Annotated in this window: 22 protein-coding genes and 1 pseudogene; 13 read left to right on the top strand and 10 right to left on the bottom strand. The window is 64.8% G+C overall.

What is annotated here, in order from left to right; all coding sequences use genetic code 11:
* Positions 1–12 precede the first annotated feature (12 nt).
* Genes ACP4XC_RS10220 through ACP4XC_RS10205 form a run of 4 tightly spaced genes read right to left on the bottom strand, consistent with a single transcriptional unit; the run spans position 13 to position 4,131 of the window.
* Complete coding sequence (locus ACP4XC_RS10220) at positions 13–780, bottom strand: SDR family NAD(P)-dependent oxidoreductase (protein ID WP_427174853.1); 768 nt, start codon at positions 778–780, stop codon at positions 13–15.
* Entirely contained in the window at positions 777–2,171 is a 1,395-nt protein-coding gene (locus ACP4XC_RS10215) for an MFS transporter (RefSeq protein WP_427174852.1), read from the bottom strand. Before ACP4XC_RS10215 ends, ACP4XC_RS10220 begins: the two co-directional genes overlap by 4 nt.
* A complete protein-coding gene (locus ACP4XC_RS10210; protein WP_427174851.1) occupies positions 2,171–3,058 on the bottom strand; it encodes a polysaccharide deacetylase family protein in 888 nt (295 codons plus the stop codon). Before ACP4XC_RS10210 ends, ACP4XC_RS10215 begins: the two co-directional genes overlap by 1 nt.
* A gap of 53 nt (positions 3,059–3,111) precedes the next feature.
* Entirely contained in the window at positions 3,112–4,131 is a 1,020-nt protein-coding gene (locus ACP4XC_RS10205) for an asparaginase (protein WP_427174850.1), read from the bottom strand.
* Between the two features lie 280 nt (positions 4,132–4,411).
* Here ACP4XC_RS10205 and ACP4XC_RS10200 point away from each other — a divergent pair, with 280 nt between their 5' ends.
* Positions 4,412–5,437: a LacI family DNA-binding transcriptional regulator gene (locus ACP4XC_RS10200; RefSeq protein WP_427174849.1), complete on the top strand. Its 1,026-nt coding sequence runs from the start codon at positions 4,412–4,414 to the stop codon at positions 5,435–5,437.
* A 126-nt stretch (positions 5,438–5,563) separates the two neighbouring features.
* Here ACP4XC_RS10200 and ACP4XC_RS10195 read toward each other — a convergent pair whose 3' ends face one another.
* A complete protein-coding gene (locus ACP4XC_RS10195; RefSeq protein WP_427174848.1) occupies positions 5,564–7,006 on the bottom strand; it encodes a PucR family transcriptional regulator in 1,443 nt (480 codons plus the stop codon).
* A 119-nt stretch (positions 7,007–7,125) separates the two neighbouring features.
* Here ACP4XC_RS10195 and pxpA point away from each other — a divergent pair, with 119 nt between their 5' ends.
* The 9 genes from pxpA to ACP4XC_RS10150 all read left to right on the top strand — a co-directional run bounded on the left by pxpA (position 7,126) and on the right by ACP4XC_RS10150 (position 15,349).
* Positions 7,126–7,878, top strand: a complete 753-nt coding sequence (gene pxpA, locus ACP4XC_RS10190; RefSeq protein ID WP_427174847.1) for a 5-oxoprolinase subunit PxpA — start codon at positions 7,126–7,128, stop codon at positions 7,876–7,878.
* Between the two features lie 37 nt (positions 7,879–7,915).
* Entirely contained in the window at positions 7,916–8,161 is a 246-nt protein-coding gene (locus ACP4XC_RS10185) for an acetyl-CoA carboxylase (protein ID WP_427174846.1), read from the top strand.
* Positions 8,158–9,507, top strand: a complete 1,350-nt coding sequence (locus ACP4XC_RS10180; protein ID WP_427174845.1) for an acetyl-CoA carboxylase biotin carboxylase subunit — start codon at positions 8,158–8,160, stop codon at positions 9,505–9,507. Before ACP4XC_RS10185 ends, ACP4XC_RS10180 begins: the two co-directional genes overlap by 4 nt.
* Positions 9,504–10,409: a 5-oxoprolinase subunit B family protein gene (locus tag ACP4XC_RS10175; protein WP_427174844.1), complete on the top strand. Its 906-nt coding sequence runs from the start codon at positions 9,504–9,506 to the stop codon at positions 10,407–10,409. Before ACP4XC_RS10180 ends, ACP4XC_RS10175 begins: the two co-directional genes overlap by 4 nt.
* The gene (locus tag ACP4XC_RS10170; RefSeq protein WP_427174843.1) at positions 10,399–11,385 is read left to right on the top strand and encodes a biotin-dependent carboxyltransferase family protein; all 987 of its coding nucleotides are present in this window, start codon (positions 10,399–10,401) and stop codon (positions 11,383–11,385) included. Before ACP4XC_RS10175 ends, ACP4XC_RS10170 begins: the two co-directional genes overlap by 11 nt.
* A 143-nt stretch (positions 11,386–11,528) precedes the next feature.
* The gene (locus ACP4XC_RS10165; protein ID WP_427174842.1) at positions 11,529–11,921 is read left to right on the top strand and encodes a GntR family transcriptional regulator; all 393 of its coding nucleotides are present in this window, start codon (positions 11,529–11,531) and stop codon (positions 11,919–11,921) included.
* Complete coding sequence (locus ACP4XC_RS10160) at positions 11,918–13,000, top strand: DUF1648 domain-containing protein (protein WP_427174841.1); 1,083 nt, start codon at positions 11,918–11,920, stop codon at positions 12,998–13,000. Before ACP4XC_RS10165 ends, ACP4XC_RS10160 begins: the two co-directional genes overlap by 4 nt.
* Before the next feature lie 204 nt (positions 13,001–13,204).
* Entirely contained in the window at positions 13,205–14,233 is a 1,029-nt protein-coding gene (locus ACP4XC_RS10155; protein ID WP_427174840.1) for a transglycosylase domain-containing protein, read from the top strand.
* 285 nt (positions 14,234–14,518) lie between these two features.
* Positions 14,519–15,349 (top strand): hypothetical protein, encoded by an 831-nt coding sequence (locus ACP4XC_RS10150; protein WP_427174839.1) that lies wholly within the window; start codon positions 14,519–14,521, stop codon positions 15,347–15,349.
* Positions 15,350–15,415: 66 nt separating this feature from the next.
* Here the strand turns inward: ACP4XC_RS10150 and ACP4XC_RS10145 are convergent, their stop codons facing one another.
* On the bottom strand, positions 15,416–16,378 hold the full coding sequence (locus ACP4XC_RS10145; protein WP_427174838.1) for a DUF389 domain-containing protein: 963 nt from the start codon (positions 16,376–16,378) through the stop codon (positions 15,416–15,418).
* 268 nt (positions 16,379–16,646) lie between these two features.
* Between ACP4XC_RS10145 and ACP4XC_RS10140 the strand changes: the two genes are divergently transcribed.
* Both ACP4XC_RS10140 and ACP4XC_RS10135 read left to right on the top strand, forming a co-directional pair.
* Positions 16,647–18,626 (top strand): amino acid transporter, encoded by a 1,980-nt coding sequence (locus ACP4XC_RS10140; protein WP_427174837.1) that lies wholly within the window; start codon positions 16,647–16,649, stop codon positions 18,624–18,626.
* Positions 18,627–19,091: 465 nt separating this feature from the next.
* Positions 19,092–19,712 (top strand): annotated as a pseudogene (locus ACP4XC_RS10135) (HNH endonuclease); the annotation flags it as partial.
* 140 nt (positions 19,713–19,852) lie between these two features.
* Here ACP4XC_RS10135 and ACP4XC_RS10130 read toward each other — a convergent pair.
* Together ACP4XC_RS10130 and ACP4XC_RS10125 are read right to left on the bottom strand one after the other, a co-directional pair.
* Positions 19,853–20,821: an IS481 family transposase gene (locus ACP4XC_RS10130; protein ID WP_427174836.1), complete on the bottom strand. Its 969-nt coding sequence runs from the start codon at positions 20,819–20,821 to the stop codon at positions 19,853–19,855.
* A gap of 86 nt (positions 20,822–20,907) precedes the next feature.
* Entirely contained in the window at positions 20,908–21,558 is a 651-nt protein-coding gene (locus ACP4XC_RS10125) for a TetR/AcrR family transcriptional regulator (protein ID WP_427174835.1), read from the bottom strand.
* Between the two features lie 78 nt (positions 21,559–21,636).
* Here ACP4XC_RS10125 and ACP4XC_RS10120 point away from each other — a divergent pair, with 78 nt between their 5' ends.
* A complete protein-coding gene (locus tag ACP4XC_RS10120) occupies positions 21,637–22,149 on the top strand; it encodes a cupin domain-containing protein (RefSeq protein ID WP_427174833.1) in 513 nt (170 codons plus the stop codon).
* A 211-nt stretch (positions 22,150–22,360) separates the two neighbouring features.
* Here ACP4XC_RS10120 and ACP4XC_RS10115 read toward each other — a convergent pair whose 3' ends face one another.
* Positions 22,361–23,254: a ribonuclease Z gene (locus ACP4XC_RS10115; protein ID WP_427174830.1), complete on the bottom strand. Its 894-nt coding sequence runs from the start codon at positions 23,252–23,254 to the stop codon at positions 22,361–22,363.
* A 112-nt stretch (positions 23,255–23,366) separates the two neighbouring features.
* Positions 23,367–24,191, bottom strand: a complete 825-nt coding sequence (locus tag ACP4XC_RS10110) for a DUF1206 domain-containing protein (RefSeq protein ID WP_427174827.1) — start codon at positions 24,189–24,191, stop codon at positions 23,367–23,369.
* Positions 24,192–24,357: the final 166 nt, after the last annotated feature.

Genomic DNA, 24,357 nt, shown 5'->3' with positions numbered 1-24,357 from the left:
TTTCGCGGCATTTCAGGCGCGCATCTTGATGGTGAGACCACCGTCGACTATCAGGGATTGGCCCGTGACATAAATGGCGTCATCGGAGGTCAGGAAGCCGATCACGCTGGCCACCTCCTCGGGCCGTCCCACTCGACCCCAGGGGATCTCCAGCCCGGCTCGCTGCAGCCCCTCGGGCCCCAGCGAGTTCACGGGATCCAGGGATTGCGGCGTCTCGATGAGTCCGGGAATCACCGCGTTGGCGCGAATGCCGCGTGGTCCGAGCTCGGCGGCCACGCTACGGATCAGCCCGAGCACGCCGGCCTTGGCGGCCGCGTAATGGGCATGTTCCTCCCATCCGTAGACGCCGCCGGCTATGGAGGACACCGCAACCATCGCTCCGCCGTCGGCCATCCTTGCAGCCCCGGCACGCAGGGTCCGCAGCACTCCGGTGAGGTCGACGTCGAGCATGTCATCCCAGCGTTCGTCGCTCATCTCGCCCAGCGGCGAGTTGCGCAGGATTCCCGCGTTGGCCACCGCGTAATCCAGGCGGCCAAACTCCTGGATGGCGCGTTCGGCGAACGCATCCACGGACGGTGTGCTGCGGACATCAACTTCGTGGACGATCCCCTGGCCGCCAGCGTCCTTGACCAGGCGCAGGGTTTCTTCCGGGTCGTGCGGGTCGCCGGAAAAGGTGCCGATCACCGAATGCACGCCACGGTGGGCGTAATGAACCGCGAGGGCCCGTCCAATGCCGCTGGCCGCTCCGGTGATCACTGCCACCTTTGTCTCCGGTGTCATGCGTCGACCTCGTGTGGGTGGTCCTCGAGCAGGGCCTCCACCGGCGGCTTGGCAGCGATCATCAGGAGGCCGGAGAACAGCGTTCCGGCAGCGCCGACCCACAGGGCTGCGGCGCCGGTTCCCGCGCTGGCTGCCGCTGCCGTGAACAGCGCGCCGCCGAGAATGGTGCCGGGCTGGCTCATAGCGCCGATGAAGGCGGTGCCGGTGGCACGGCAGCTGACGGGGTAGCACTCGGCCATGAAGTACTGGATCGCGGCGTACGGTCCGACCAGGAAGAACAGTCCGGCGCCGTAGGTGACGATGATCATGAACGGGCTCGTGGCGATGGGGCTGAGCATGATGGTGAAGGAGATACCGGAGAGAATCCAGCCACCGATGATGGTGCGCTTGCGGCCGATCTTGTCGCCGATCCATCCGTGGAAGACGTAGCCAAAGTACGCCAGCATGTTGATGACGATCAGCATCCAGAAGGCGTCCGAGAGCTCCACACCCTTGGCGTTCTTGAGGACGGAGCTGCCGAGAATGCTGAAGATCAGGATGCCGAAGAAATTGAAGATCCACGCCAGCGAGAAGACAATCGTGTTCCGGCGCAGGTGCGGCTCCCAGATGCGCTTGAGCGGGGCCGCGGAAGAGTGTTCGACCCCGTAGGCACGCGCCAGGGAGTGGGCGTCGGCGGACTGGCCGCTCTTTTCAAGTTCGGTCAGCTTGTGGTGCAGTTCGAACTGAGGGGTTTCCTTGAGCTTCTTGGCAATGACCCACACGATGATCGCTGCCGGAACAGTGGCCATGAGGTACAGGGCGCGCCAGCCTAGGGACGGCAGGAAGGCGAGGGCAAGTGCACTGGCGAGCAGGAAGCCGAGCGGCCAGCCGCCCTGGATGAAGGAGTAGTGGAAGCCGGGGCGCTTGCGCTTGTCGGAGACCTCGGTGACCTGGTAGACCTCGTTCATGTAGGTTGCGTTGACAGCCTGCTCCGAGAATCCAAGCCCCCCGAAGGAACGGACCAGAATCAACAGGCCGTTGCTGAGGAACGGGATCCCGGTCGGGATCAGGGCCGTCACGCCGGAGATAACGGCGGTTCCGCCGACAGTGGTCATCATGCCCTTGCGGCGGCCGAGCCGGTCAATGACGGGGCCGATGCCGAAGCAGACGATTGCGGTGCCGACGGCGATCCAGGTGTTGATTGCGTACGCTTCGGTCGCGGTCCAGCCGAAGTCCTGCTGCATGGCCGGCAGGAGGGTGCCGAAAAGTCCGAAGTCGAATACGGCGACGGTCCAGGCACATAGCGCCAAGACGGTGGCGACGGTTGTGTGGTGCTTCGAGAAGACCGGGAAACGGCGTTTCTCGTTGGGTGCGGGTTTCGTCAGGTCGACGGCGGGCTGCTGGATGGTCATTACTGGTTTTCCTTTCGGGGGCTGCGTGCGAGGAAGGAGTCCGCGATCTGGTCGAATGTGAGCCAGCTGACCCCCTCGTGGGAGTTGATGTGTTCGATGAGGCGTTCGAGCATGAGCAGGACCTGGGGGCGGCCCGAGACATCCGGGTGGATGGTCATGGTGAAGACGGCCTGGTCCATTTCCCGGTGCACCCAGTCGAATTGGTCGCGCCACATTTGTTCGATGTCCCGGGGGCTGACGAAGCCGTGGGAGTTAGGGGAGGCTTTGATGAACATCATGGGAGGCAGGTCGTCCAGGTACCAGTTGGCCGGGATCTCGACGAGGTCGGTCTCCTCGCCCCGAACGAGCGGCTCCATCCAGGTCTCCGCGGCTTTGGTGTAGTCGATCTTCTTCCAACTGTCACCGACACGCACGTAGTAGGGTTCGAAATCGCGGTGCATCAGGGAGTGGTCGTACTTGATCCCGCGTTCGAGGAGGATCTCGTTGGTGACCGGGGAGAACTCCCACCAGGGAGCGACATAGCCTGTGGGGCGGCGGCCGGACACCTTTTCGATGAGTTCGATCGACCGGTCCAGGATGGCCGTCTCCTGCTCGCGGGTCATGGCGATGGGGTTTTCGTGCGAGTACCCGTGCACGCCGATTTCGTGCCCCGCGTCCACGATCATCCGCGTCAGGTCCGGGAAAGTCTCGATGGAATGGCCGGGCACGAACCACGTGGCGGGCAGGCCGTACTTCTCGAAGAGACGGATGAGTCGCGGGCCGCCCACCTCGCCGCTGAACAGGCCGCGGGAGATATCGCAAGGGGAATCCTCGCCGCCGTAGGAGCCGAGCATTCCGGCCACGGCGTCCACGTCGACGCCGAATGCCACTTGGATGTCCTTAGTCATGAGATCAACCTTTCACTGCGCTTGTTGTTGAGGTTTGGTTTGGTTTGGTGGACCTAGTCAGGGAGCGTGCCCCGGCGGGCGAAGGTTTCCGCAATGCGGGCCGGTGCGGTGCCCAGTCTGAGCAAAAGGCTCAGAAGGACCAGCGACTGGGATGGCCTGAGCAGCCCGGAAGGTATGGCACCGGCCGCATGCAGGTCGGCGCCGCCGCCGTCCCCGTATCGGGGAACGACGGCGCCCGCCTCCACCCGCGTGCTCGTCACGACCACGACGCCGGCAGCGGTCGCGCCCGCGACTTCGAGGCACAGCGCGCGGTTGGCGTTGCCGGTCCCCGTCCCCTGGAGCACGACACCGGCGGCCCCGGCCTGCAGGGAAGCCCTCAGGAGGGTCGAATCCGCTCCGGGATAGGCAGCAATAAGGTCCACGCGCGGCGAACCGGCGCCGGCGCCCGGTAACGGCAACGGGGCAATGCCGGGCCTGGCTGCCTGCATGCTGACCTCACCGGATTCGGACACCGAACCGGCGGTTCCGAAATCCGGGTTGGCGAACGCCTCGAGCCGGGTTGTGTGGCTCTTCCGGACTCCGGCCGCGGGGAAGATGGCCCCAGCAAACGCCAGCAATACGCCCCTCCCCCGGGCGTGCGGGGAACCGGCGACGGCGATGGCACGGGACAGGTTGCCGGGACCGTCCGGCATTGTGGCATCGGCGGCCTGCTGCGCTCCGGTGAACACCACGGGGCGGGGATCATCGTGGGTAAGGTCCGCGAGGTAAGCTGTCTCCTCCATCGTGTCCGTACCGTGGGTGACCACGACCCCCAGAACGTGCGGGTCGGCGAGGGCTTTCCTGATGTTGGCGCAGATGGCGATCATGTCATCGACCGTCAGCAGGTATGAACCCTTCCGGAAGAGATCGACCACGCGGACCGGATGCGAGGCCGGCACCGCCATGCTGGCGAACACCTGTTCTCCCGTATCCGACGCCACGGCGGCGCCCCCGGCCTCCGACGCACGGGAGGAAATCGTTCCCCCCGTCGCCAACAGCACCACATGAGGGCCAACCAAGTCTCTGCCAGTCATTTCCACTCCGCTTGTCCTGCATCTGCTGCCAGATGCTTACCCAATCGATTGGGTTATCGGATAAAAACCATCTTTGAGATGTTTCCCCTGCGCTTCCGTGCGTTTCGAGGACGTAAACCCTTTGCCGATTGGCGCTGGAGCCCGGACAACCCAATCGTTTGGGTTAGGCGGTGAAATGACTATAGAATGTGAGGTGCGCCACGTCAAGGGCTCCCTGCGATCCCCAAGATCTCGGGCAGTCTTAGTGGTGTCGTCTTTTTGAGCTGAGGCAGGGAAACGTATGGAAGAAACCACGGCCGGGGACCGCACGGTCACATTGAAGGACCTGGCGAGCGAGCTCGGCATCCATCCCTCGACCGTGTCCAGGATCCTTCACTCCGGCTCCGATGTGGCGCGGGGGGCAGCCTCTGTGGCGACGGCCGAACGCGTCCGCGAGCTGGCACGGAAGCGGGGTTACTCCCCCGACCCGCAGGCCGCGGGCCTGCGGACGCGGCGCACGCGCCTCATGGGGGTCATCGTGCCCCGGCTTTCAGACCTTGTCCTGGCCATCATGTACGAGGGCATCGACGAGGCCGCGGCGGAGCTGGGCTACTCGACGTTCGTCATGAATTCCCGCGACGATCCGGAGGAACAACGTCGGAAGACGGACACCATGCTGGCGCGCCGCGTGGACGGGCTGATCATCGGGGACGCCCATCTGGACAGCGGCCTGTTGCGGGAGTTGACGGCCCGGAAGGTGCCGTTCGTGCTCATGAACCGCCGCGTCCCCGGCTACCCGTCCGCCACTTGCGACGACATCCTTGGCGGCGAGCTTGTGGCGGACCACTTGTGGAGCAAGGGGCATCGGAACGTCGCCGTGATCGCCGGCGAGCCCTACGCCAGCACCGCCGTTGACCGGACCGCCGGCTTCGTGGACCGCTGGCGTTCGCTGGGCGGCAAAATACCACGGAAGGCCGTGGTGTGGTCGCCGTTCGATACCGCGGGCGGACGGGAAGCGGCCGAGGATATTCTGGCGCACTGCAACCCCCATCCGACCGCACTGTTCGCCGTCAATGACTTTGCGGCAATCGGTGCCATGGGAGCACTGCGGTCCCATGGCCTCACTGTTGGCGAGGACGTTGCCGTAGTTGGTTTCAATGACACCTCGCTGGCCGCGGAGCTTCCCATTCCGCTGTCTTCCGTCCGCTCGCCCATGCTGGACATCGGGCGCACGGCGGTGCAACTGCTGAAGCGCGTGCTGGACGGCGAAAACGTGAGTCCCGTCAGGCTGGAACCGAAACTCTGCGTGCGGGAAAGCAGCGCCTGAGGCAGTGCAAGATGGCCCGGCAAGGGAACCTCCCGTCACCTGAACGGGAGGGCTGGCTCGGCGCGGCGACGGTCCGTCAAGGACACGGCCGGTCAGGCGCCTAAGGCAATAAGCGAACCGGAATATTCAGCGGGACGCCGCAACGATTCCCAGGGCGAGCATGCATGTGGCGCGGACTTCGCCGTCGGACAAATCCAGTTTGAGGAGCTCCTCGATTTTCCGCAGCCTGTAGCTGAGCGTGTTCCGGTGGATGAAGAGTTCCTCGCAGATTTTCGCGGAATTGCCGCTGTGGCGAAGATAAGCGTCGAACGTATCCCGCAAGGCGCTGCCGCCGTCGGAGGACAACGGGGCCAACAGTCGCTGACACATCGCCACCAGGCCCGGGCTGGGGAGCCCCTGCACAATGCCGGCGAGATCAGCCGGCGGAGCCCGGTGCACGCCGGGCCCCCCGATGTGTCGGCGGGCAAGCTGCAGCGCCAGCGGCAGTTCGTTCAGGCTCAAGGATTCGGCGACGGCGACGGAAAGTTCCGGCGCGTCGGTAAAGAACCCGCGCGTGGCTTCGAGCAGTCCCGGTCCGTGCCTGTGCTGCAACAGAAGAGTCGTGAGCCCGGCTTCTTCCATGAACCTCACTGTGGTGAAACCGGCCTGCAGCCCCACGCGCGCGCGCCAGGCGACGGCACGCAGCTTTGCAGGGGCTACTTCTTCTGAACTGGCAATGAGCACCGCGCCCCAGTCGCCGTCGGGGTCAAACCCGGATTCCCGGGCGAAGCGGCGCAACGGCGCCGACGGCTCACCGCGGTCTTCATAGAGGGCCTCCATGAAGCGTGCGGCCTCCCTCGAATGCAGGGGTGAATGCGACCCGAGCGTGTAGCTCAGTTGCATGGCGATGACTGCGGCCACGGGGCCAAGAATGGGCTGCAGCACGATGTTGCTCCCGATTCCCTCGATGGCGAGCCGGAATTGCTCGGACTCGCCGCTGGGCAGGCGTAACGTGGTTCGCGTGGTCCCGGCGCGGGCCGCGCCCGCGGAGACCAGCTCGAACGCATTGTGGTCGATCACGGCCACCCTTGCATTGACCGCGTCCGCCACCCGCTCCAGAACCTCGGCCAGGGAATGCCCGTCGGCCGCCAACCGGGTGCATTCATCGGCCAGCTCCCAGCCTCTTCGCAACTCCTCATAGCGCTCGGCGGCGATGGCCTGCTCCACATGGCGCATGATCAGCACGAATGGCACTTCCGGCGGGAGCTCCAGCAGTGGCAGGCCGTGCGCCTCGCAGGCCTGGATCAGGCCGGGTGGCAGCTCGCGATGCGCGGCGCCGAGCCCGAATGCGAGCCCGGAGACGGGGACGGCCACCAGGCGTTCCACGTAGGCGTCCCAGATCCTGTAGTCCTTGACGTTCAGGCCCATGCCATTGGTCAGCACAAGGGCATTCACGCTGAGGAAGGGTGTGGGATCCATGTGCTCGGTTGGGGCGCACCAAGTGATGGGCCGGGCCAGGCGGCCTTCGCCGCCGGTAACGCGAAGGCGAATGTTGAGTTCGGCGTCGTCCGCCAAGTCTGAGATCCGCACGGAAGCCTCCAGGAACGCGGGAGTCGCCCGCTGAATAGTGCAATAACCATAAGCCAGGCATAAGGATTCAGCGAACTGCACAATATCCGTAACCCCAAATGCTGAGTAGCGTTGCACCCATGCAAACCACTGTGACCCTCGACACCTCGCACGTTACAAGGCGTGTGCTCCTGAACTCGGATATGGGTGAAGGCCTCGGCCTTCACGAGTTCGGCAACGACGAAGAACTCATGCGCATCATCGACGTCGCCAACGTCGCCTGCGGCTATCACGCCGGCGATCCGGACGTAATGAACCGGACCGTTGCGCTGGCCGCCGAACATGGCGTGGCCGTCGGATCCCACCCGGGCCTTCCGGACGTAGTGGGATTCGGACGCCGCCGCATGGTGCTTATCCCGGCTGAGGTCGAGTCCATCATCCTGTATCAGACCGGGGCCCTGACGGCGTTTCTCGCCAAGCACGGGCTTGCACTGAACCACATCAAACCCCATGGCGCCCTCTACGGGATGCTGGCCGGCGACGAGGAACTGATGCAGGCCGCAGCCGGAGCAGCCAAACAGTTTGGTGTGGCCTTCTACGGGCTCGCGGGGACCGCCCACGAAACTGTGTGCCGGGCGATGGGCGTGGAATTCATTGCAGAGCTGTATGTGGACCTCAATTACGGTCCCGCCGGTGAGCTGCTGATCCAGCGCCGCCCGGCTCCCACCGACCCCGGAGCCGCCGCCGAACGCGTCAGACGGGCCCTGGCCGGACAGCCGGTCCTCGCCGTTGACGGAACCGAACTGGACATCCCGTTCCAAAGCATTTGCGTCCATTCGGACGCACCCAACTCTGTTGCAGTGGCCTCTGCCGTGCGCGGGGTCCTGGGCTGATTCCGACTTATCCGACCTTTTGAAAGCGAGAAAATCCGTGGCAACCATCGTCTCCCCGCTTCCCGGTGTCTTTTACCGTAAGCCCGGCCCCGGCAAACCGCCCTTCGCCAGCGAAGGCGACACTATCGAGGTCGGCCAGACACTGGGCATCGTCGAAATCATGAAGCAGTTTACTGAAATCCAATCCGATGTGGCCGGGGTCCTCGAGTCCTTCGAGGTCAACGACGGCGACATGGTCAACCCGGGCGACGCCATCATCGTCATCCGCGAAGGGCAGCCATGAAAAAACTGCTCATCGCCAACCGCGGCGAAATCGCCGTCAGGATTGCACGGACCGCACGCGAAATGGGCATCGAAACAGTCCTGGTTGCCAGCGAACCCGACGCCGATTCCTTGGCAGCCCGCAGCGCCGACAACGTAGTGGTGGTAGGCCCGGCTCCTGCGACCGCCAGCTACCTGAACCAGGACGCCATCATCTCCGCGGCCTTGGACAACGGCTGCGATGCCGTCCATCCGGGTTACGGCTTCCTCTCCGAGAACTCCGCGTTCGCCCGGAAGGTCGCAGAGGCGGCCCTGATCTGGGTCGGTCCGGACGCGGTCGCCATCGAAACGATGGGCAACAAGTCCATGGCGAGGGAGTCCGCCCGCAAGGCCGGCGTTCCGGTACTCCGCGGCTCCGACGGACCTCTGGACCCCGGGACCGATGCCGTTGAAGTGGCCCGGGGCATCGGCTACCCCCTGGTGGTGAAGGCCTCCGCCGGTGGCGGAGGGCGGGGCATCCACTTCGTCCACACTGAACACGAGCTTCTGAAAACGATCGAGAAGGCCCGCGGGGAGGCGGCTTCCGTTTTCGGAGACCCCACGATTTACCTGGAACGTTTCGTGCTGCATGCCCGCCACGTGGAGGTGCAGATCCTCGGCGACGGAACGAGCTTCATACACCTTGGAGACCGCGACTGCTCCATGCAGAGACGCTCCCAGAAAGTCATCGAGGAAGCACCGGCACCGGACCTTCCCGACGCCGTCCGCCAGAGGATCCGGGAGTCCTCCGTTGAGCTCGCCCGCGAATGCGGTTACAGCGGTGCCGGAACAGTCGAATTCCTCTATGACCCCATTAACCACGAGGCCGCGTTCATTGAGATGAACACCCGGATCCAGGTTGAGCATCCAATCACCGAGCAGATCACGGGAATCGACCTGATCCGCGAACAGCTGCTGATCGCCTCCACAGGAGCAATGTCCGTCCGGCAGGGCGACGTCCACTTCAGCGGCCACGCCATCGAATGCCGCATCAACGCCGAAGACCCGGAGCACCACTTTTTCCCCAGCCCGGGCCTCATCAAGGCCGTCGAATGGCCCTCCGGCGAAGGCATCAGGGTCGACACGGGCGTGGAAGCAGGATCCGTAGTGAGCCCGTACTACGACTCCCTGCTCGCCAAGCTGATCGTTCACGCGCCCGACCGTGAAACGGCTATTGAAGCCATGCTGGCAGCCTTGGACGAGACACGCATCGAAGGGGTCAAGACCACCATTCCGGTGCACAAGAGGCTTCTGGCGCGGCCCGAATTCGCCGCCGTGACCCACCACTCGAAGTTCCTTGAATCCGCCAATCTCCTGGAGGCACAATGAGCAACCCGGAACCCGCCGTGTTGCAGGCCCGCTATACCTGGGGCGGAGACGAATTCCTGTTCGTCGAAGTCTCGGAATCCATGAGCCTGGAGGCCAACTTTCGCGTTATGTCCATGGCCTCGAAGCTCGCAGCCATGGAGCTGCCGGGCATCGTGGACGTCTGTCCTGCCAACGCCTCACTGCTCGTGAGGTTCGATCCCGACGTCCTGCCGCCGTCGACCCTGGAAGAGACCGTCCGGACGATTGAAGGTGACCTGGCGCACCATCAGGAGCAGCCCCTCGAAACCCGGATCATCGAGGTCCCGGTCTGGTATGACGATCCCTTCACGGCGGAAGTGGCAACGCGATTCCGTGAAGGGTTCCATCAGGAGCCCGGCGGCACGGACATTGACTACGCGGCGAAGGTCAACAACCTCAAGAACGCCGCCGAATTCATCCAGCGCCACCATGAGCAGCCGTGGCTGGTCTCCATGGTTGGTTTCGTGGCCGGCCTGCCGTTCCTCTTCCAGCTCGTGGAGCGGGAGAAACAACTGCAGGTCCCCAAGTATCTAAGCCCCCGCACCGATACCCCCAAGTTGACGGTGGGCCACGGCGGCTGCTTCGGCTGCATCTATTCCGTCCGCGGCGCCGGCGGTTACCAGATGTTCGGGGTTGCTGCCGCCCCGATCTTCGACCCGGCCCAGAGACTGGAAGACTTCAAGGACTTCATGGTGTTCTTCCGTCCGGGGGACATCGTGAAGTTCAAGCCGGTCACCGAGGGCGAATACAACGGCATCCAGGCCGAAATCGCCGCGGGGACGTTCCGCTACCGCCAAGTACCCGTGAGGTTCGATCTGTCCAAGGCACTCGCGAATCCCGAAGGCTACAACCAGGAACTCATGGAGGTCCTCAATGGCGTTTGACATCAAGAACCCCGGACTGGCCACCACGGTCCAGGACCAGGGACGCACAGGTCACTACAACGTCGGCATCCCGCAAAGCGGGTCCATGGACCAGTACTCTGCCGAACTCGGCAACGCCCTGGTGGGCAACACCGTCAAGGAAGCCGTCCTTGAATGCACGTACATGGGCCCGGTACTGACCACCGACGCGGATGCCGTCGTCGCAGTCACCGGGGCCCCGGTCGAAGTGAAGGTCAACGGCGAATCCCGGCCGCAGTGGACCCGACTGCAACTGAAGGCCGGCGACGAGCTCAGCTTCGGAGTCATCCAGGGCGGCACGCGCTTTTACATCGCAGTCCAAGGCGGCATCGACGTTCCCGAGGTGCTTGGCAGCCGGTCCACCTACGGACTGGGCGCAATCGGCGGATTCCACGGCCGCAAGCTGGAAGCGGGCGATCACGTTCCCGTCGGCAGTCCGCTGAACGGCGGAGCCCCGCCCGTCGCCGCCACGATTCCGGAGGAATTCCGTCCCGTTTTCGAGAAGGAACAAACTGTCAGGATCGTGCTCGGCCTGTACGACCACCTTCTCACCAAGGAAGGATTGGACAACCTTCTCAATGGCGAGTGGAAACTGACTCCGGTGGCCGACCGGATGGGGCTGCGGTACTCCGGCCCCGGCGTGCAGTGGAAGGAACGCGAGCAGCCTTTCGGGGCCGGTTCCGACCCATCCAACATCGTGGATGCCGGCTACGCCGTCGGATCCATCCAGATTCCCGGCGGCACGCAGCCCATCATCCTGCACCGCGATGCCGTCTCCGGCGGAGGGTATGCCATGGTGGGGACCGTCATCAGCGCCGACATGGATCTGGTGGCCCGCGCCGCGCCCGGCACGTCCACCAAATTCATTGCCGTCAGCCTGGACGAGGCGCTCCTGGCGCGCAAGGAACTTGCTGAACGCAAGAAGAACGCGCGTGCAGCCCTCGGCGCGGGCAGCTGAGTAGCAAGCCTGGCGGCTCGCCGCGCGTAACGTGTAGGCACTTCATCGGGCTAGTTGCGCCCTGTGGCGGACTGCGGGTCCGACGTTGCCGTCGGCCGCTCTTTGTTCTATAACTTATAGAACAAAGGCTGGAGGTGGGAGTGATGATCCTCAACGTTGACCTAGCCAGCGAGCTGCCGATCTACCAGCAGCTCCGGGACCAGATCGTGGAGGCCATCGCAGATGGCGTGCTGACCGAGGGCAGCCCCTTACCGGCCACCAGGACGCTCGCCGCGGACTTCGGGATCAACTTCCACACCGTGAACAAGGCCTACGACCTCCTGCGTCGGCAGGGCCTGATCCGGCTGACCCGCAAGGCCGGTGCGGTGGTGACCCCGACGGTCGCGGACCCGCCGTTCCCCGCGGAGTGGACCGCGAGGGCACGAACCCTGCTGGCCGAGGCCGTCGCCCGAGGCTTACCGGCCGACGAGGTTCTCAAGACCTGCCGGTCGATACTCGATTCATTTGATGCCAAGAAGCCAGAGGACACACCGTGACCGTTGCCATCGTCCTAAGCTCGGTGTTGCTGGCACTAGTGCTTGCACTCGCCCTGATGCTGCCCTCGATCAACAGTCCCACCGTTCCCTTCGGGGTTCGGGTACCGGCCCAGCACGCCGGCGACCCGACGGTGATCAGACAGACGCGCATCTACCGACGGCGGATACTCCTCAGCGGGTTCGCCGCCGGCGGGATCTGCGTCGTCATCTACGCCATGACCGCCGAAACGCTGCTCCTGCCGCTGTCCGTGCTGGTGCTCGTCGGCCTCTGGTACGGCTGCTTCTTCCTGGCCAACCACGAGATCCGGGCCGCCAAGGCCGCCGGGGGCTGGTACAAGGATCTGCACCAAGGCATCGCGGTGGACACCGAGCTGCGGACCAACCCACCCCGATTTCCCTGGCTCTGGCTGGCACCGGCGCTGATCATCACCCTCGCCACGGTGGTAATCGGCCTGACCAGCTACCCAACGATGCCCGGGATACTGGCCGTGCACCACGGCGCGAAGGGCGTGCCCGACCGGTTAGCCGCCAAGTCCATCGGCACCGCCTTCTCACTGGTGTTCGTGCAGATCGGAGTGACCGCGCTGCTCGTGGGTATCGCGGCCGCCATCTTCCGCAGCCGGCCCGACATCGACCCGGCACACCCCGTTGCCTCCGCGCGCTGGCACCGCCAGTACATGTCCCTGAGCGCCAAGGCCCTGCTCGGGCTGGCCGCGATGATCGACCTGGGGATGCTTGGATCATCCCTGCTGATGTGGACCGGGACCGTCACGTCGTGGGCGCCGCTGGTGGTCGTGCTGCCGATCCTGGCCGCGGTCCTGGTGGCCATCGTGGTACTGGCCAGGAACAACCGCGAGCGGGACGACGCCGAGGGGAACACCGGCCTGACCCACCGGGATGACGACAAGTACTGGCGCGGCGGCCTGTTCTACATCAACCGCGAAGACCACACGCTGCTCGTTCCGCGCCGGTTCGGTCTGGGATGGACACTCAACTTCGGCAATCCCAGGGCAGCGATGCTTCTGGCCGGCGTGGCTGCCCTGCTCGGCCTGCTGATCACCCTCCGTTTTGACGGCTGACCCGACCTCGCCCCCGCGAGTGGACCTGGTCCCTCCAAAACGCTGCGATGGCCTCGACCTGCGCTCCGATGAGGATTTCACCAGTGATGGGTCTCATAGGAGCTCCCCTGTATTGGTGACCGCGCACGGAAGAACCAGAGCCGCCCGGTAGAATCTTGTCCCATCATCTTCAGGGGCACGCGGGCAAGAAGCAAAGGCATATCGATGGACATCAGAACAACGCGGATCCCGAAGCGGCCGTCACCGCCACGGAGCGCCCCGTCGGCAGACCGCCCTGAGAACGAACCGCCCCGGTTTGTCAGCTACCCGATCCCCGGCACCGGGACGTCGCCGGATCCCGCGACGCCGACCACCACCCAGCCCCCGGCCGGAGCGGATCAGGCCCAACCGCCGGTCCAGCCGGGCACGCGATCCAGGCGCAAATGGCGCCGTAAGCTGCTGCTGGCCCTGATCGCCCCCCTTGTTCTGGCCCAAATAATTGCGTTCACATTCAGTTTCGGCATGACCCCGCCGCGCACCGCATACATGCTGGAGGCCGGCGAACCCGTCGTCTACCAGTTCGTCTCGATGAACCACATCAGCCGCCACCTGCTCGCCGCGACGGTCGCCCACGAAGACGAACAGCTTGGCACCCGCGTCGGTGCCTTCGACATAGGGGATTTCCAGGCCAGGGCCGGAGCTTATTTCCAGGGCAAGCCCGATCCGAGCGGCTCCACCATTCCCCAGCAGCTGGTCAAGAACATCTTCTTGTGGGATGACCAGAGCGCCGTCCGCAAGGGACTTGAAGCCGTCCTGGCAACACAGTTCAGCTACACCCTGAGCGCCCCGCGCACCCTGGAGCTCTACCTGAACTACGCCCAGTTCGGCCCCCACCTGTACGGCGTCTGCGCCGCCAGCTGGTACTACTTCGGCACGCCTCCGTGGAACATGTCGGACTACCAGTCGGCGCAGCTGATGGGCGTCCTGCCGCTGCCCGACCTGGTCCGGCGGGATCCGAACGGAGGGATCTACCTGGGCCAAGGTGTCCATCCGGCGGTGTGGAACCTCGTGAACGGGGCCGCGAACGTCTGGGTGCCTCGGCAGATCGCGGGCCTCGGAGGATGGCAGGCGGCCGTCGCAACGGTCGGCATCACGGACACCGCCGACAGCCATGCGGACCGGCGCGCCGACAGCGACTCGTGCTCCACCATGCCGCAAAGTGTTCAGGACCGTATCCGGAGTGAGGCCGGATAGCGCCGCGGTCGCGCGATGGAATGCGGACTACCCGGCGGTCTGAGCGCCTCCGCGAGCGCTTGCCGCAGGAACCGTGCAGCAGTCTGTCCAAGTGAGGCCGAAAGCCCCTCGTGAGCCAGGCCGGCGTGCCGCTACTTTAGGTGTGATACTCAGCAGCCGCTCGCAAAGCGGAGGAGCGCGCCTTGGGCGGGCGCCCCATCGGATTATCACGGATCCCACATCAGCCCGCCGGACGGGCCGCTTCAGGGAACGAGCCCGTGGGTGCACTGAAAGTAAGGACGAGTGATGGGCAGTCCGAGGGATCCTGACGACGGGCGGGAACGCGACCAGGAAAGGGACGACGCCACCGTCCCGCCGGGCCGAGGAGATACGGGCACCTCGGACAGTACTGAGCACGGCTTCTACGAAGAACCCCCTGGCGTCCGCCCCTCCACCGACGACCCTGCCTACACTGACGACCCGGGATACACCGACGACCCTGGGTACACCGATGAGGCCGGCACCCCGGTGGAAGCTTTCTTCCCGGAAGACCAGGTCGCAGCCATCCGTGAAATAGTGGTTGCCCGCCAAGAGGAGCGGTTCGGCGGCATCAAGATCGGTTCCGCCTTCTTCGGCTGGCTGATCTCCACCGCGATGGCTGTTCTGCTGACCGCTCTGGTCATAGCGGCCGGTGATGCCGGCTTGCTCCGGGGCACGGGCCTGATCGCGGAACCCGGCCGGGCATCATCACCGGATGGCGTGAGCGGGACGATAATGCTCCTGATAATCCCTTTCCTCGCCTTCCTTTGCGGCGGGTACGTCGCAGGAAGAATGGCGCGTTTCAACGGCATCGGTCAGGGCCTCATGGTGTGGCTGTGGGCTGCCGTTGTGGCCGCGGCACTCGCCCTGCTTGGGATTATCAGCGGTGGCCGATTCAATGTCCTGACCACTCTCGATAGTTTCCTTCAACCTCCCATAGACGAGGGCCCGCTAACTACCAGCGGCATCATCACCGCCATCGCGGTGGCCGCAGTAGCTTTGGTGGGGGCCGTTCTGGGTGGTATGGCTGGAGTGCACTACCACCGAAAAGTGGATCGTGTGGGTTTCATGCCGACGGACGAGTACTACCAGCCCTAGTTGAGGAACGACGACGGATATCGGCTGAGCTGGACCGCTGCATCCCGTCCCCGCTCCACAGCGAACTCAGGCAGAGGTCCTTCCTCCCGGATGCCGTCGCAGGCGTAGCAGCGGCCCTTTTTCGATCCATCGGTAAACGAGAAGGACGGCCACGGCGGAGAGCACTATTCCGGCAAGGTTGATGGCGAGCTGAATACCGGATTCGAGCGCCTTCACCTGCTCACCCAGGACCAAGGCCACGGCGACGAAGCCAGCGGCCGGCACAGTGGTGACCGAGATGAACACGCCAACCAGCGCCGCGGATTTCCGGCCGATCATCGACATCATGCCCACTGCTCCGGCCAGGACGGCAACGATGAGTGAGTATGGTCCGGGATGATAAATGAAGTCGGCCGCGGACTCACCATGTTCCAGCAAACCTCGGGGCACCAGTCCAAGAGGGATCGAAGCGGCTGCCGCCGCGGCTGTGACCGCCATGGCTGCGGTGAAGCCAACGACCAGTGTCATAAGAGCCCTTCTGGCGAGGTCGAAGCGGCGCTCCACCAACGCCAGCGACAGCGCCGCCAAGGGCCCAAATTCGGGGCCGACCACCATTGCCCCCACGATGGCGATCGTGGAGTTGGTGACAATGCCAATCCCGGCGAGCTGGGTCGCGATGATGATGAACACGAGAAAGGTCCACGACAGCTTGGCTTCCTCGCCTGTTTCGTTGGTCACCTGGTCCCAGATCACCGCGTCCGCGGAATCGCCAGGCACCCGGCGTTTCGCTTCCTCTGCGGCGTCCGAGAGGACAAGCCGGGGTTCAATCAGCGTGATGGATCCCACCTGCGGGACCTGCAGGTCCTCCAGCGCTTTCAGAAGCTCACCGGCGCTCTCCCTGGCTGAATGGATGATCACGACGTCGCCCGCGGGGCGCAAGGATGCACCGCGGTGCAGGGCAATATCCGACGTGCCGTCGGATGCGGCAGCCGCCGCAACCACTCGGTCGGTAAGCCCGGGCGGAACGCCTACGCGCACCTGAAGTGTCATCTGAACCTCTCTCCCTCGCCGTGACCACAGAGTACGCCACGGGCCGCCCGCGAGCGTTCGCACGAGTTGCACTCCTGCCCTTACCGGCACGCCTAGCCCACTGCCCTGCCATGGACGTCGCCATGTTCTACGCTGTTCCCTATAGCGGGCGGGCATCATCAGGCGGCTTGACGTGTTCGGAGGCGCAAGGAACGCGGCCTCAGTTCGCAGGTTGGTTTCCTCCCGGCCGCAGGGCCACGTTGGGAACCGATGGAAAAAGGAGACCGAGATGGACGGTACAGAGCGGCGCACCGTTCCTGCGGAGGTCAGACGCCCCACGACTCAGAGGTCGACGGCGAATGGCCTGGCACGGTGGTTGTTGGAGCACCGTGTGCAGCCTGTGGTGGGACCTGAAAGCGAAGAGGAGCACGCTACTCCGCAGGCGTGGTGGAAGGTCATGTGCCTTACCGGTGTGGATTACTTTTCCACGCTGTCCTATTTGCCGGCAATCGCCGCTTTGGCGGCCGGCGCACTGTCACCCCTGGCGACGCTGCTGATCGTTGCACTGACCCTTCTGGGCATGCTGCCCATGTATCGCCGGGTCGCGGAAGAAAGCCCGCACGGCCAAGGGTCCGTGGCGATGCTGGAAAACCTCCTGCCGTTCTGGCGGGGAAAGATTTTCGTTCTGATCCTGCTGGGTTTCGTGGCGACGTCGTGGATCATCACCATCACGCTTTCCTCGGCGGATGCCACGGTGCACATGCTGGAGAATCCGTACGTCCCTGAATTCCTGCATGGTCAGGCGGTGCCGGTCACTGTGGCGCTGCTGCTGATCCTGGGCGGGGTGTTCCTCCTCGGGTTCAGCGAAGCCGTGGTGGTAGCAATCCCCCTCGTCGCGGCATTCCTGCTATTGAACGCTGTGGTCATCGCCGCCGGGGTGATCCGGGTTCTCAATGATCCCGCGTCCCTGGCCCGGTGGACCGGGGAACTGGCAGGACGCGGCGGACTCTCGGACATCGCGGGACCGGCCGTGATTGCCTTCCCGCTGCTCGTTCTTGGGCTCTCCGGATTCGAGACCGGTGTCAGTATGATGCCACTGGTTGCCTCCACGGGCACGACGCCGGAAGAACGCCTCGCGTCCAGGGTGCGGAACACGCGAAAATTGCTGACCGCGGCGGCAGCAATCATGAGCGTCTACCTGCTGGGCAGCAGCTTCGTCACCACGGTCCTGATCCCGGCCAACGAATTCGAGCCCGGCGGTGGCGCCAGTGGACGCGCCCTCGCCTACCTTGCCCATCAGGAATTGGGAAACACGTTCGGCACGGTCTATGACATCAGCAGCATCCTGATCCTGTGGTTTGCCGGCGCGTCAGCCATGGCGGGCCTGATCAATATCGTGCCGCGTTACCTGCCCTCCTACGGGATGGCACCCGAATGGGGACGCGCAGTCCGCCCTGTGGTCCTCGTCTACACGGCGGTCAGCGTCCTGATCACCGTTGGCTTCCACGCCGACGTCAACGCGCAGGCGGGTGCCTACGCTACCGGCGTCCTGGCCATGATGGTCTCCGGATCGGTTGCCGTCACTATCTCAGCCTTCCGGCGCCGGCAACGCCGGGCCGGTGGTGCCTTCGCGCTGCTTACCCTGATTCTGGTGTACGCGCTCACAGCGAACGTCATCGAAAAGCCGCACGGGCTGACGATCTCAGCGTTCTTCATTCTCGGTATCGTAGCCATCTCCCTGGTGTCGCGGGTGGCGCGCACCACGGAACTGCGCGCGGACGTCATCCGGTTTGACCACGCCGCCCGCCAGTTCATCGCCGACTCTCTGGACTACGACGGCGCGTTGAACCTGATCGCCAACCGTCGCCAAGCCGGCGACGCGCAGGAATATGCTGAAAAGGAGTTCGACCAACGCGGCCAAAACGCAGTGCCCGGCGCCGCAGACGTCATCTTCCTTGAAATCGACATCATCGACCCCTCCAACTTCGGCGACACCCTCGACGTGAAAGGCAACCACGTCAACGGGCACCGCATCCTGCGCGTCGAAAGCCCCGCCGCACCCAACGCCATCGCGGCGGTGCTGCTGGCGCTGAGGGACGCAACGGGCGTAATTCCGCACGCCTACTTCGAATGGTCCGAAGGCAACCCACTGGCCCACCTGATGCGATACCTCCTCCTTGGCCGCGGCGACACACCCCCCGTGGTGCGTGAAATCATCCGTAAACATGAGCCGGACCCCACCCGCAGGCCACGCATCCACGTCGGCTAGGAGCAGCTGGAATATGGACGACCACGGGCCCGTGTACCGGTGTAACGGCGCGGAGCATTTCGCATGAAAATACCCCATGGGGTATGCTGGTGAGATTATCCAAGCTTCAAGGGAGCAACCAGATGTGCCGTGCGGTGACATGTAAGAAATGCGGTAAGACGACGTGGGCGGGCTGCGGCCAGCACGTAGACCAGGTTATGCGCGGAGTCCCAAGCTCCGAGCGCTGCCGCGGGCACGAGCAGGAGAAGTCGGCCGGCAAGGGTTTCTTCGCCAAGCTGTTCGGCCGGTAGGACTGCCCTGCCCTCACGGAGGCACACTCAGGAGCCTGCATCGGCCCCGGAAGCAGCCCGCGAAGACGGGACGGTCAAGGACCTGATCCGGCTCCTGACTGCCGTCCTCCCCTGTCATGAAAGTGCGGGGCTGATCGAACAACTGCGGGAGCTGGAGGACCTGAAGTCCGCAGCAGCGGGCCTACAGGCTCGGATCGCCGTCGCGTTCGACGCTCTGCAGCGCCGTTCCCAGGCCCGCCACGCGGCCACCGACCGGTATGTGAGCCTGCGCCCGGCGCCGGACACTATGACATAGCTGAGTGCGCTGCTTCCGGTGTCCGCCGGCGTGGCCGTCCACGCCGCCCTGACACGCCATGCCGGTTCCCTGCGCTCATGCGGGGACGCCCGCTCCCGCGGACAGATCATGGCCGATGACCTCGTCGAACGCATTACGGGAACGCCCGCCGGCATTACCGGGATCGAAATCCAACTAGTCATGACGGACCGCACCCTCTTCCAGGGCGACAGCGAGCCGACCCGCCTCTCCGGATACGGCATAGTCCCTGCGGAGTGGGCACGGGATACGCTCAACCAGGTCCCGGGCTCCGCGCGGAAATCAGCGGGAGCGCAGGCGAGGGGGGCCTCCGCCCTGAGTGTCTGGCTGCGTCGGCTGTACACCACTCCCGGCGCCGGAGACCTGGTGGCGATGGACGCCCGGGCCAGGCTTTTCCCTCCCGGACTGCGACGATTCATCCGAGCGCGCGACGACACCTGCCGTACGCCCTACTGCGATGCACCCATCCGGCACCACGACCACCGCCACTGCCGGGCACACCATTCCCCGGCATTCCGCAGCCGCTGCCGCCAAACCGCCGCCTCCGTAGAGAGCTTCGGCACCGCGCGAAGACGCTCAAGCGTGGCCGCATGCGGGACGCCCTTGCTGCCTAAACTTGTTGCCTAGATGTATTGACCTGAGAGGTTGGTAACACGGCTGGCCGGTGGCTGACCTTTGAGTGAAGTGTGGCCTCGGTGATGATTGTAATGATGGAGCCAGTCAGCGAAAGCGGCAGCACGCTCGGTTTCTGATCCATAGGGTTTGGCGTAGGCCCATTCGTCGAGCATGGTGCGGTTGTAGCGTTCGACTTTGCCATTGGTTTGGGGCCTGTAGGGGCGGGTGCGTTTGTGGCTGATGTCCGGGCCCAGCGCGTCCTTGAAGGCGTGGGCGCGGTAGCAGGAGCCGTTGTCCGTCAACACCCTTTTGACTACGATTCCGCACGATTCGAAATAGGCGTTGGCGCGTTCCCAGAACCCCGCTGCGGTGTCCTTCTTCTCATCGGCCAGGATCTCGGTATAGGCAAGCCGAGAGTGGTCATCAACGGCATTGTGCAAGAAGGCGTAGCCCGGTCGCCGGTTCGCCGTCGTGCCGGTCTTGTTTTTATTACCCGCGGCCCGGCCGGTGACGCGGTGGCCGCCGCCGTCCGGGATCCGTCCGAGCTTCTTGATGTCCACGTGGACCAGCTCCCCGGGGCTGTGGTGCTCGTACCGGCGGATCACCCGGCCTGTGGCCCGGTCCATCCACGACAGCCTCGCCAACCCGAACCTCGACAGAACCCGGTGCACTGTGGACGGATGGATCCCCAGCAGAAAGCCGATCCGTGCCGGACCCCACCGGCGGTTGACCCTAAGCGCGATGATCCGCCGCTCCCGCCGCACGGACGTCCGCTGCGGGGAGCTGACGGGCCGGCTGGAACGACCACCCATCCCGCGCTCACCGTGCTCCCGGTAACGGGCCGCCCACCTCGCCGCGGTTGCCACCGACACCTGGAACCGCTCAGCAGCACGGCGCAGGGACCACCCGTCCTCGACAACGCACCTAGCCAGCCGGAGCCTGCCCTTCGGCGTCAGGAGCGCGTTAGCATGGGACATTGAAGACCTCCTTGTGGATCGGACTCTAGACAAGCCCCACTCCACTCGGAGGTCTTCTTTTTGTCACCTATCCACGCCGGGCGTCCCTAACGTCCGTGGACAATACACCTAGACGTCCCTACTGCCCCTCGGGCTTCGGCCGTCGTTGTGATGAGCGTTGACATGATTTCGACGGCGTCATGGTTGGAGAGGCCGTTGTCATGGCAGAGCGACCGCCAGGTCCAGAAGGAAACCGCGTGGCTCAAGGTGGCGAGCAGCCTGCCGCTCCTGCTCGACTCAGGGAACGGCTCGAGCAGGACGTCCCGGAAAAAGGCGTTCCTGGATTCGAGGTCTCCGCGATGTGCTTCTGGGAGCGCATTCCAGTCCGCATAAATTCGGGTGAGCATGGCCTCGCCGTCGCGGTAGAACCGATACAGGTCGGACAGGCCAACGGTGACGCGTTCGAGGGCGTCGGCCTGCCCGGACCATGCCGTGGGGTCCGGTAGCTGCTGTTGCGAAAGCCAATGCGAGGAGCAGGCAGAGAACAGTGCCTCGTCGTCGGGAAAGTGCCGGTAGACCGTCAGCCTGGTGACGCCGGCTTTCTCGGCGATGCCCGCGATGGTGGTGCGGGCCGGCCCAATGGAACCGTGCAAGGTCACAGCCGCGTCGACGATGCGCTGGTGCGTGCCGCTTATCTGTTCGGTCCGTTTGCTCATCTCGTAGCGCCGGTTTTTGGATGAACGGTAGTGTTCAGTCAATGTATTGACACTGATCCTTCGCCGCTGGACAATTTCGGTAGACACCATTGTATATCGAATATTGAAAGGTGGTCTGTCATGGATATGGACAAGGCTCCACGGCTGACAGTCGTGCAGCCGGGCCAGGGGCGCGAGGGCAGTCTTGGATCGATCGGGGTTGTTTTCAAGCTCTTCGGCGAGCACACCAATGAACAGATCTCGATTGTGGAGCACCCGTTCCCTGTTGGGGCTCTGGTCCCCCCGCACACCCACACCCGGGAGGACGAGTACTCGATCGTCATTGAAGGGGAGATAGGGTTCCGGTCCGGCGAACGTGAGGCCGTGCTCGGTGCCGGCGGCTACATCACGAAACCACGGGGGGAACTCCACACGATGTGGAACGCCGGCAAAGTCCCCGCGCGGATGATCGAGGTGATCAGCCCCGCGGGGTTTGAGCATTTTTTCTGGGGGCTGGCCGATCATTTCGAAGCGGGTCCGCCGGATCCCGAGTTCATTGGCAAACTGGCCGCCGAATACGGGCTGCAGTTCGGCGAACCGCCCTGGCTGCCGGACATCATCGCCCGGTATGGGCTGACGCCTCCGATGGGCTGACATCAACTCCACTCAGGCCTTTGGCGCGGGGATCGGGGCGGCCGCGTATCTGCTGTGGCACAGTACCTGGGTCCCCCACCGGCCTCATGGTCCGAATCCTGCGCCCGCTCATGCGCAGCATCACGCGGCCCTGGCTCTCTGCAACCGTCGCAGTCAGCATCGGGTACTCACATCTCGCCAGGGAACGGTCGCCTTTATGTGGGACCAACATTCACGACCAACGCCGCCGTTTGGGGAAGGCCATCCGGTCCAGGTCGTTTGCCGCTACAACGCTGGCCTCCCCGGCACGGTCCCGAGCCTGCTCGGCGAGCAGGGTGACATCAGCGCCATACCGGGATGAGAAATGCGTGAGCACAAGCGTGCCGACGGCGGCGCGCGCCGCCAGCTCCCCCGCCTGCCCGGCGGTTAGATGGCCATACTGGCCAGCGAGTTCGGCGTCGTCGTTGCTGAACGTTGACTCCGCCACGAGCAGATCCACACCGTCGGCCAATTCCTCGGCGCCGGTGCAAGGGGCCGTGTCCATCACGAAGGCAAAGCTCTGACCGGGCCGGGGAACGCTCACGTCCTCCAGCCGGACGCGTCCCAGGTTCCCGTCACGCAGCAAGCGTCCCACATCGGCGCCGTCTACTCTCGCGGCGGCGAGCCGGTCCGGCAGGAGGCTGCGGCCCTCAGGTTCGGTCAGCCGGTAGCCGTAGGTCTCAATCCGGTGTCTCAGCGGCTGCACCTCGAGGCCCGGTGCGATGGTTCCAGCGCCGCCATGCGGGCGCAGCTTCAGGTCAACTTCGGCAGAGCTAGCTGACACCAGGGCCCGGACCACGTCCTCGCCCGAGGACGGATAGTGAAGGTTGATCGTACGGGTCACCCCGTCCAGGGCGAGCCGGGACAGCACACCCGGCAGACCGAAGCAGTGGTCACCGTGCACGTGGGTGAGGCAGATGCGGGTGATCTGGCTGGCCGACACCCCGGCATGGATCATCTGGCGTTGCGTTCCCTCACCGGGATCAAAGAGCAGCCCCTCGCCGTCCCACCGCAGAAGGTAGCCGTTGTGGTTCCGGGTACGGGTCGGGACCTGGGAGGCGGTGCCGAGCACAACAAGTTCGCGCATGGAACCGAGTGTCCCACTCACCAACGCCGGCAACCATAGAGCGACTGCTCCCCGGGAGCGGAGCCACAGCGGTGGACGCTGCGACGGACGGACGGCGCCCGTGACGGACTGGCTAGAACTTTCCGTACCGCGCGCGGGCCATCGAATACACCCCGTAGCAGACCAGCCCCGCCGCGGTTCCGGCGAGCAGGAATACGCCGTACGGCTGGGAGCCGAGGGCCTTCAGGCCGCCGTCCAGGCCGGAGGATTTCGACGGATCCGCGGTGGCCGCGGCAACGATGATCAGGATGCCGACGACGGCGAGGACCACGCCTTTGGCGGCGTAGCCTATGGTTCCGATCCATTCGACCGCCGTACGGGCATTGCCCGGGTCCTGCAGATCCTCCATGAACTTGCGCGTGAGGCCGCGGTAGACGTAGAACACGCCGGCTCCGATGATCGCGAGACCGACCGCGATCAGCAGCACCACGCCGGCAGGGGCGCCCAACAACTTGGCAGTGAAGTCACTGGCCGACTGGCTGGAGTTCTTGCTGCCGCCGGAGGCGAAGACCGCGAACGTGAAGGCCAGGAAGCCGAACACCACAGCCTTCCCCACGGCCGCGCCCGCCTTTTGCAGCTTCTTCTTCGAATCCGCTTCGGAGCGGGCCTCGAAGACGGCCTCGCTGACCATCCAGAGGGCCAGCGCGGCGCACGCCGCGAACCCGGCCCAGAGCATAAAAGGACCGCCCGGCTTCGAGGCGAGGGATCCGATCGCACCGGACTGGTCGGCGTGGCCGCCCTGCCCCCTGTCGATCTGCAGGGCGATGAAGCCGATCAGGATGTGAACCAGGCCGATGAAGACGAATCCGGTGCGCGCCAGTATCCGCAAGGCGGGGCTTCGGCTCACCGACGCCGCTTCGGATGCCGCCCGATTAGCTTTCTGCGAGGCATTGCCCATGGCCAGCCCTTCCCGATACGTGCTTCTCTTTGGTTGCGCGCCGGGCGTCGCCCGCCGCCAGCATGACTGAATGCTTCAGTCTAGATCCGTCCCCGGCGTCCCGACAGGCCCGTAGCGGCCCGCCGCAAACCACCGTTCCTCGCTGGCGCGCTCTTGCCGACTGCTA

Source organism: Arthrobacter sp. 92 (assembly GCF_050260325.1).
GTDB lineage: Bacteria > Actinomycetota > Actinomycetes > Actinomycetales > Micrococcaceae > Arthrobacter.
The sequence above is the reverse complement of the archived record's forward strand: the minus strand, read 5'-3'. Positions and strand labels throughout refer to the sequence as shown.

Coding starts and splice junctions, on each gene's coding strand:
- ACP4XC_RS10220 (WP_427174853.1), bottom strand. CDS start 780: ATGACACCGGAGACAAAGGTGGCAGTGATCACCGGAGCGGCCAGCGGC.
- ACP4XC_RS10215 (WP_427174852.1), bottom strand. CDS start 2,171: ATGACCATCCAGCAGCCCGCCGTCGACCTGACGAAACCCGCACCCAAC.
- ACP4XC_RS10210 (WP_427174851.1), bottom strand. CDS start 3,058: ATGACTAAGGACATCCAAGTGGCATTCGGCGTCGACGTGGACGCCGTG.
- ACP4XC_RS10205 (WP_427174850.1), bottom strand. CDS start 4,131: ATGACTGGCAGAGACTTGGTTGGCCCTCATGTGGTGCTGTTGGCGACG.
- ACP4XC_RS10200 (WP_427174849.1), top strand. CDS start 4,412: ATGGAAGAAACCACGGCCGGGGACCGCACGGTCACATTGAAGGACCTG.
- pxpA (WP_427174847.1), top strand. CDS start 7,126: ATGCAAACCACTGTGACCCTCGACACCTCGCACGTTACAAGGCGTGTG.
- ACP4XC_RS10180 (WP_427174845.1), top strand. CDS start 8,158: ATGAAAAAACTGCTCATCGCCAACCGCGGCGAAATCGCCGTCAGGATT.
- ACP4XC_RS10175 (WP_427174844.1), top strand. CDS start 9,504: ATGAGCAACCCGGAACCCGCCGTGTTGCAGGCCCGCTATACCTGGGGC.
- ACP4XC_RS10170 (WP_427174843.1), top strand. CDS start 10,399: ATGGCGTTTGACATCAAGAACCCCGGACTGGCCACCACGGTCCAGGAC.
- ACP4XC_RS10165 (WP_427174842.1), top strand. CDS start 11,529: ATGATCCTCAACGTTGACCTAGCCAGCGAGCTGCCGATCTACCAGCAG.
- ACP4XC_RS10155 (WP_427174840.1), top strand. CDS start 13,205: ATGGACATCAGAACAACGCGGATCCCGAAGCGGCCGTCACCGCCACGG.
- ACP4XC_RS10150 (WP_427174839.1), top strand. CDS start 14,519: ATGGGCAGTCCGAGGGATCCTGACGACGGGCGGGAACGCGACCAGGAA.
- ACP4XC_RS10145 (WP_427174838.1), bottom strand. CDS start 16,378: ATGACACTTCAGGTGCGCGTAGGCGTTCCGCCCGGGCTTACCGACCGA.
- ACP4XC_RS10140 (WP_427174837.1), top strand. CDS start 16,647: ATGGACGGTACAGAGCGGCGCACCGTTCCTGCGGAGGTCAGACGCCCC.
- ACP4XC_RS10130 (WP_427174836.1), bottom strand. CDS start 20,821: ATGTCCCATGCTAACGCGCTCCTGACGCCGAAGGGCAGGCTCCGGCTG.
- ACP4XC_RS10120 (WP_427174833.1), top strand. CDS start 21,637: ATGGATATGGACAAGGCTCCACGGCTGACAGTCGTGCAGCCGGGCCAG.
- ACP4XC_RS10115 (WP_427174830.1), bottom strand. CDS start 23,254: ATGCGCGAACTTGTTGTGCTCGGCACCGCCTCCCAGGTCCCGACCCGT.
- ACP4XC_RS10110 (WP_427174827.1), bottom strand. CDS start 24,191: ATGGGCAATGCCTCGCAGAAAGCTAATCGGGCGGCATCCGAAGCGGCG.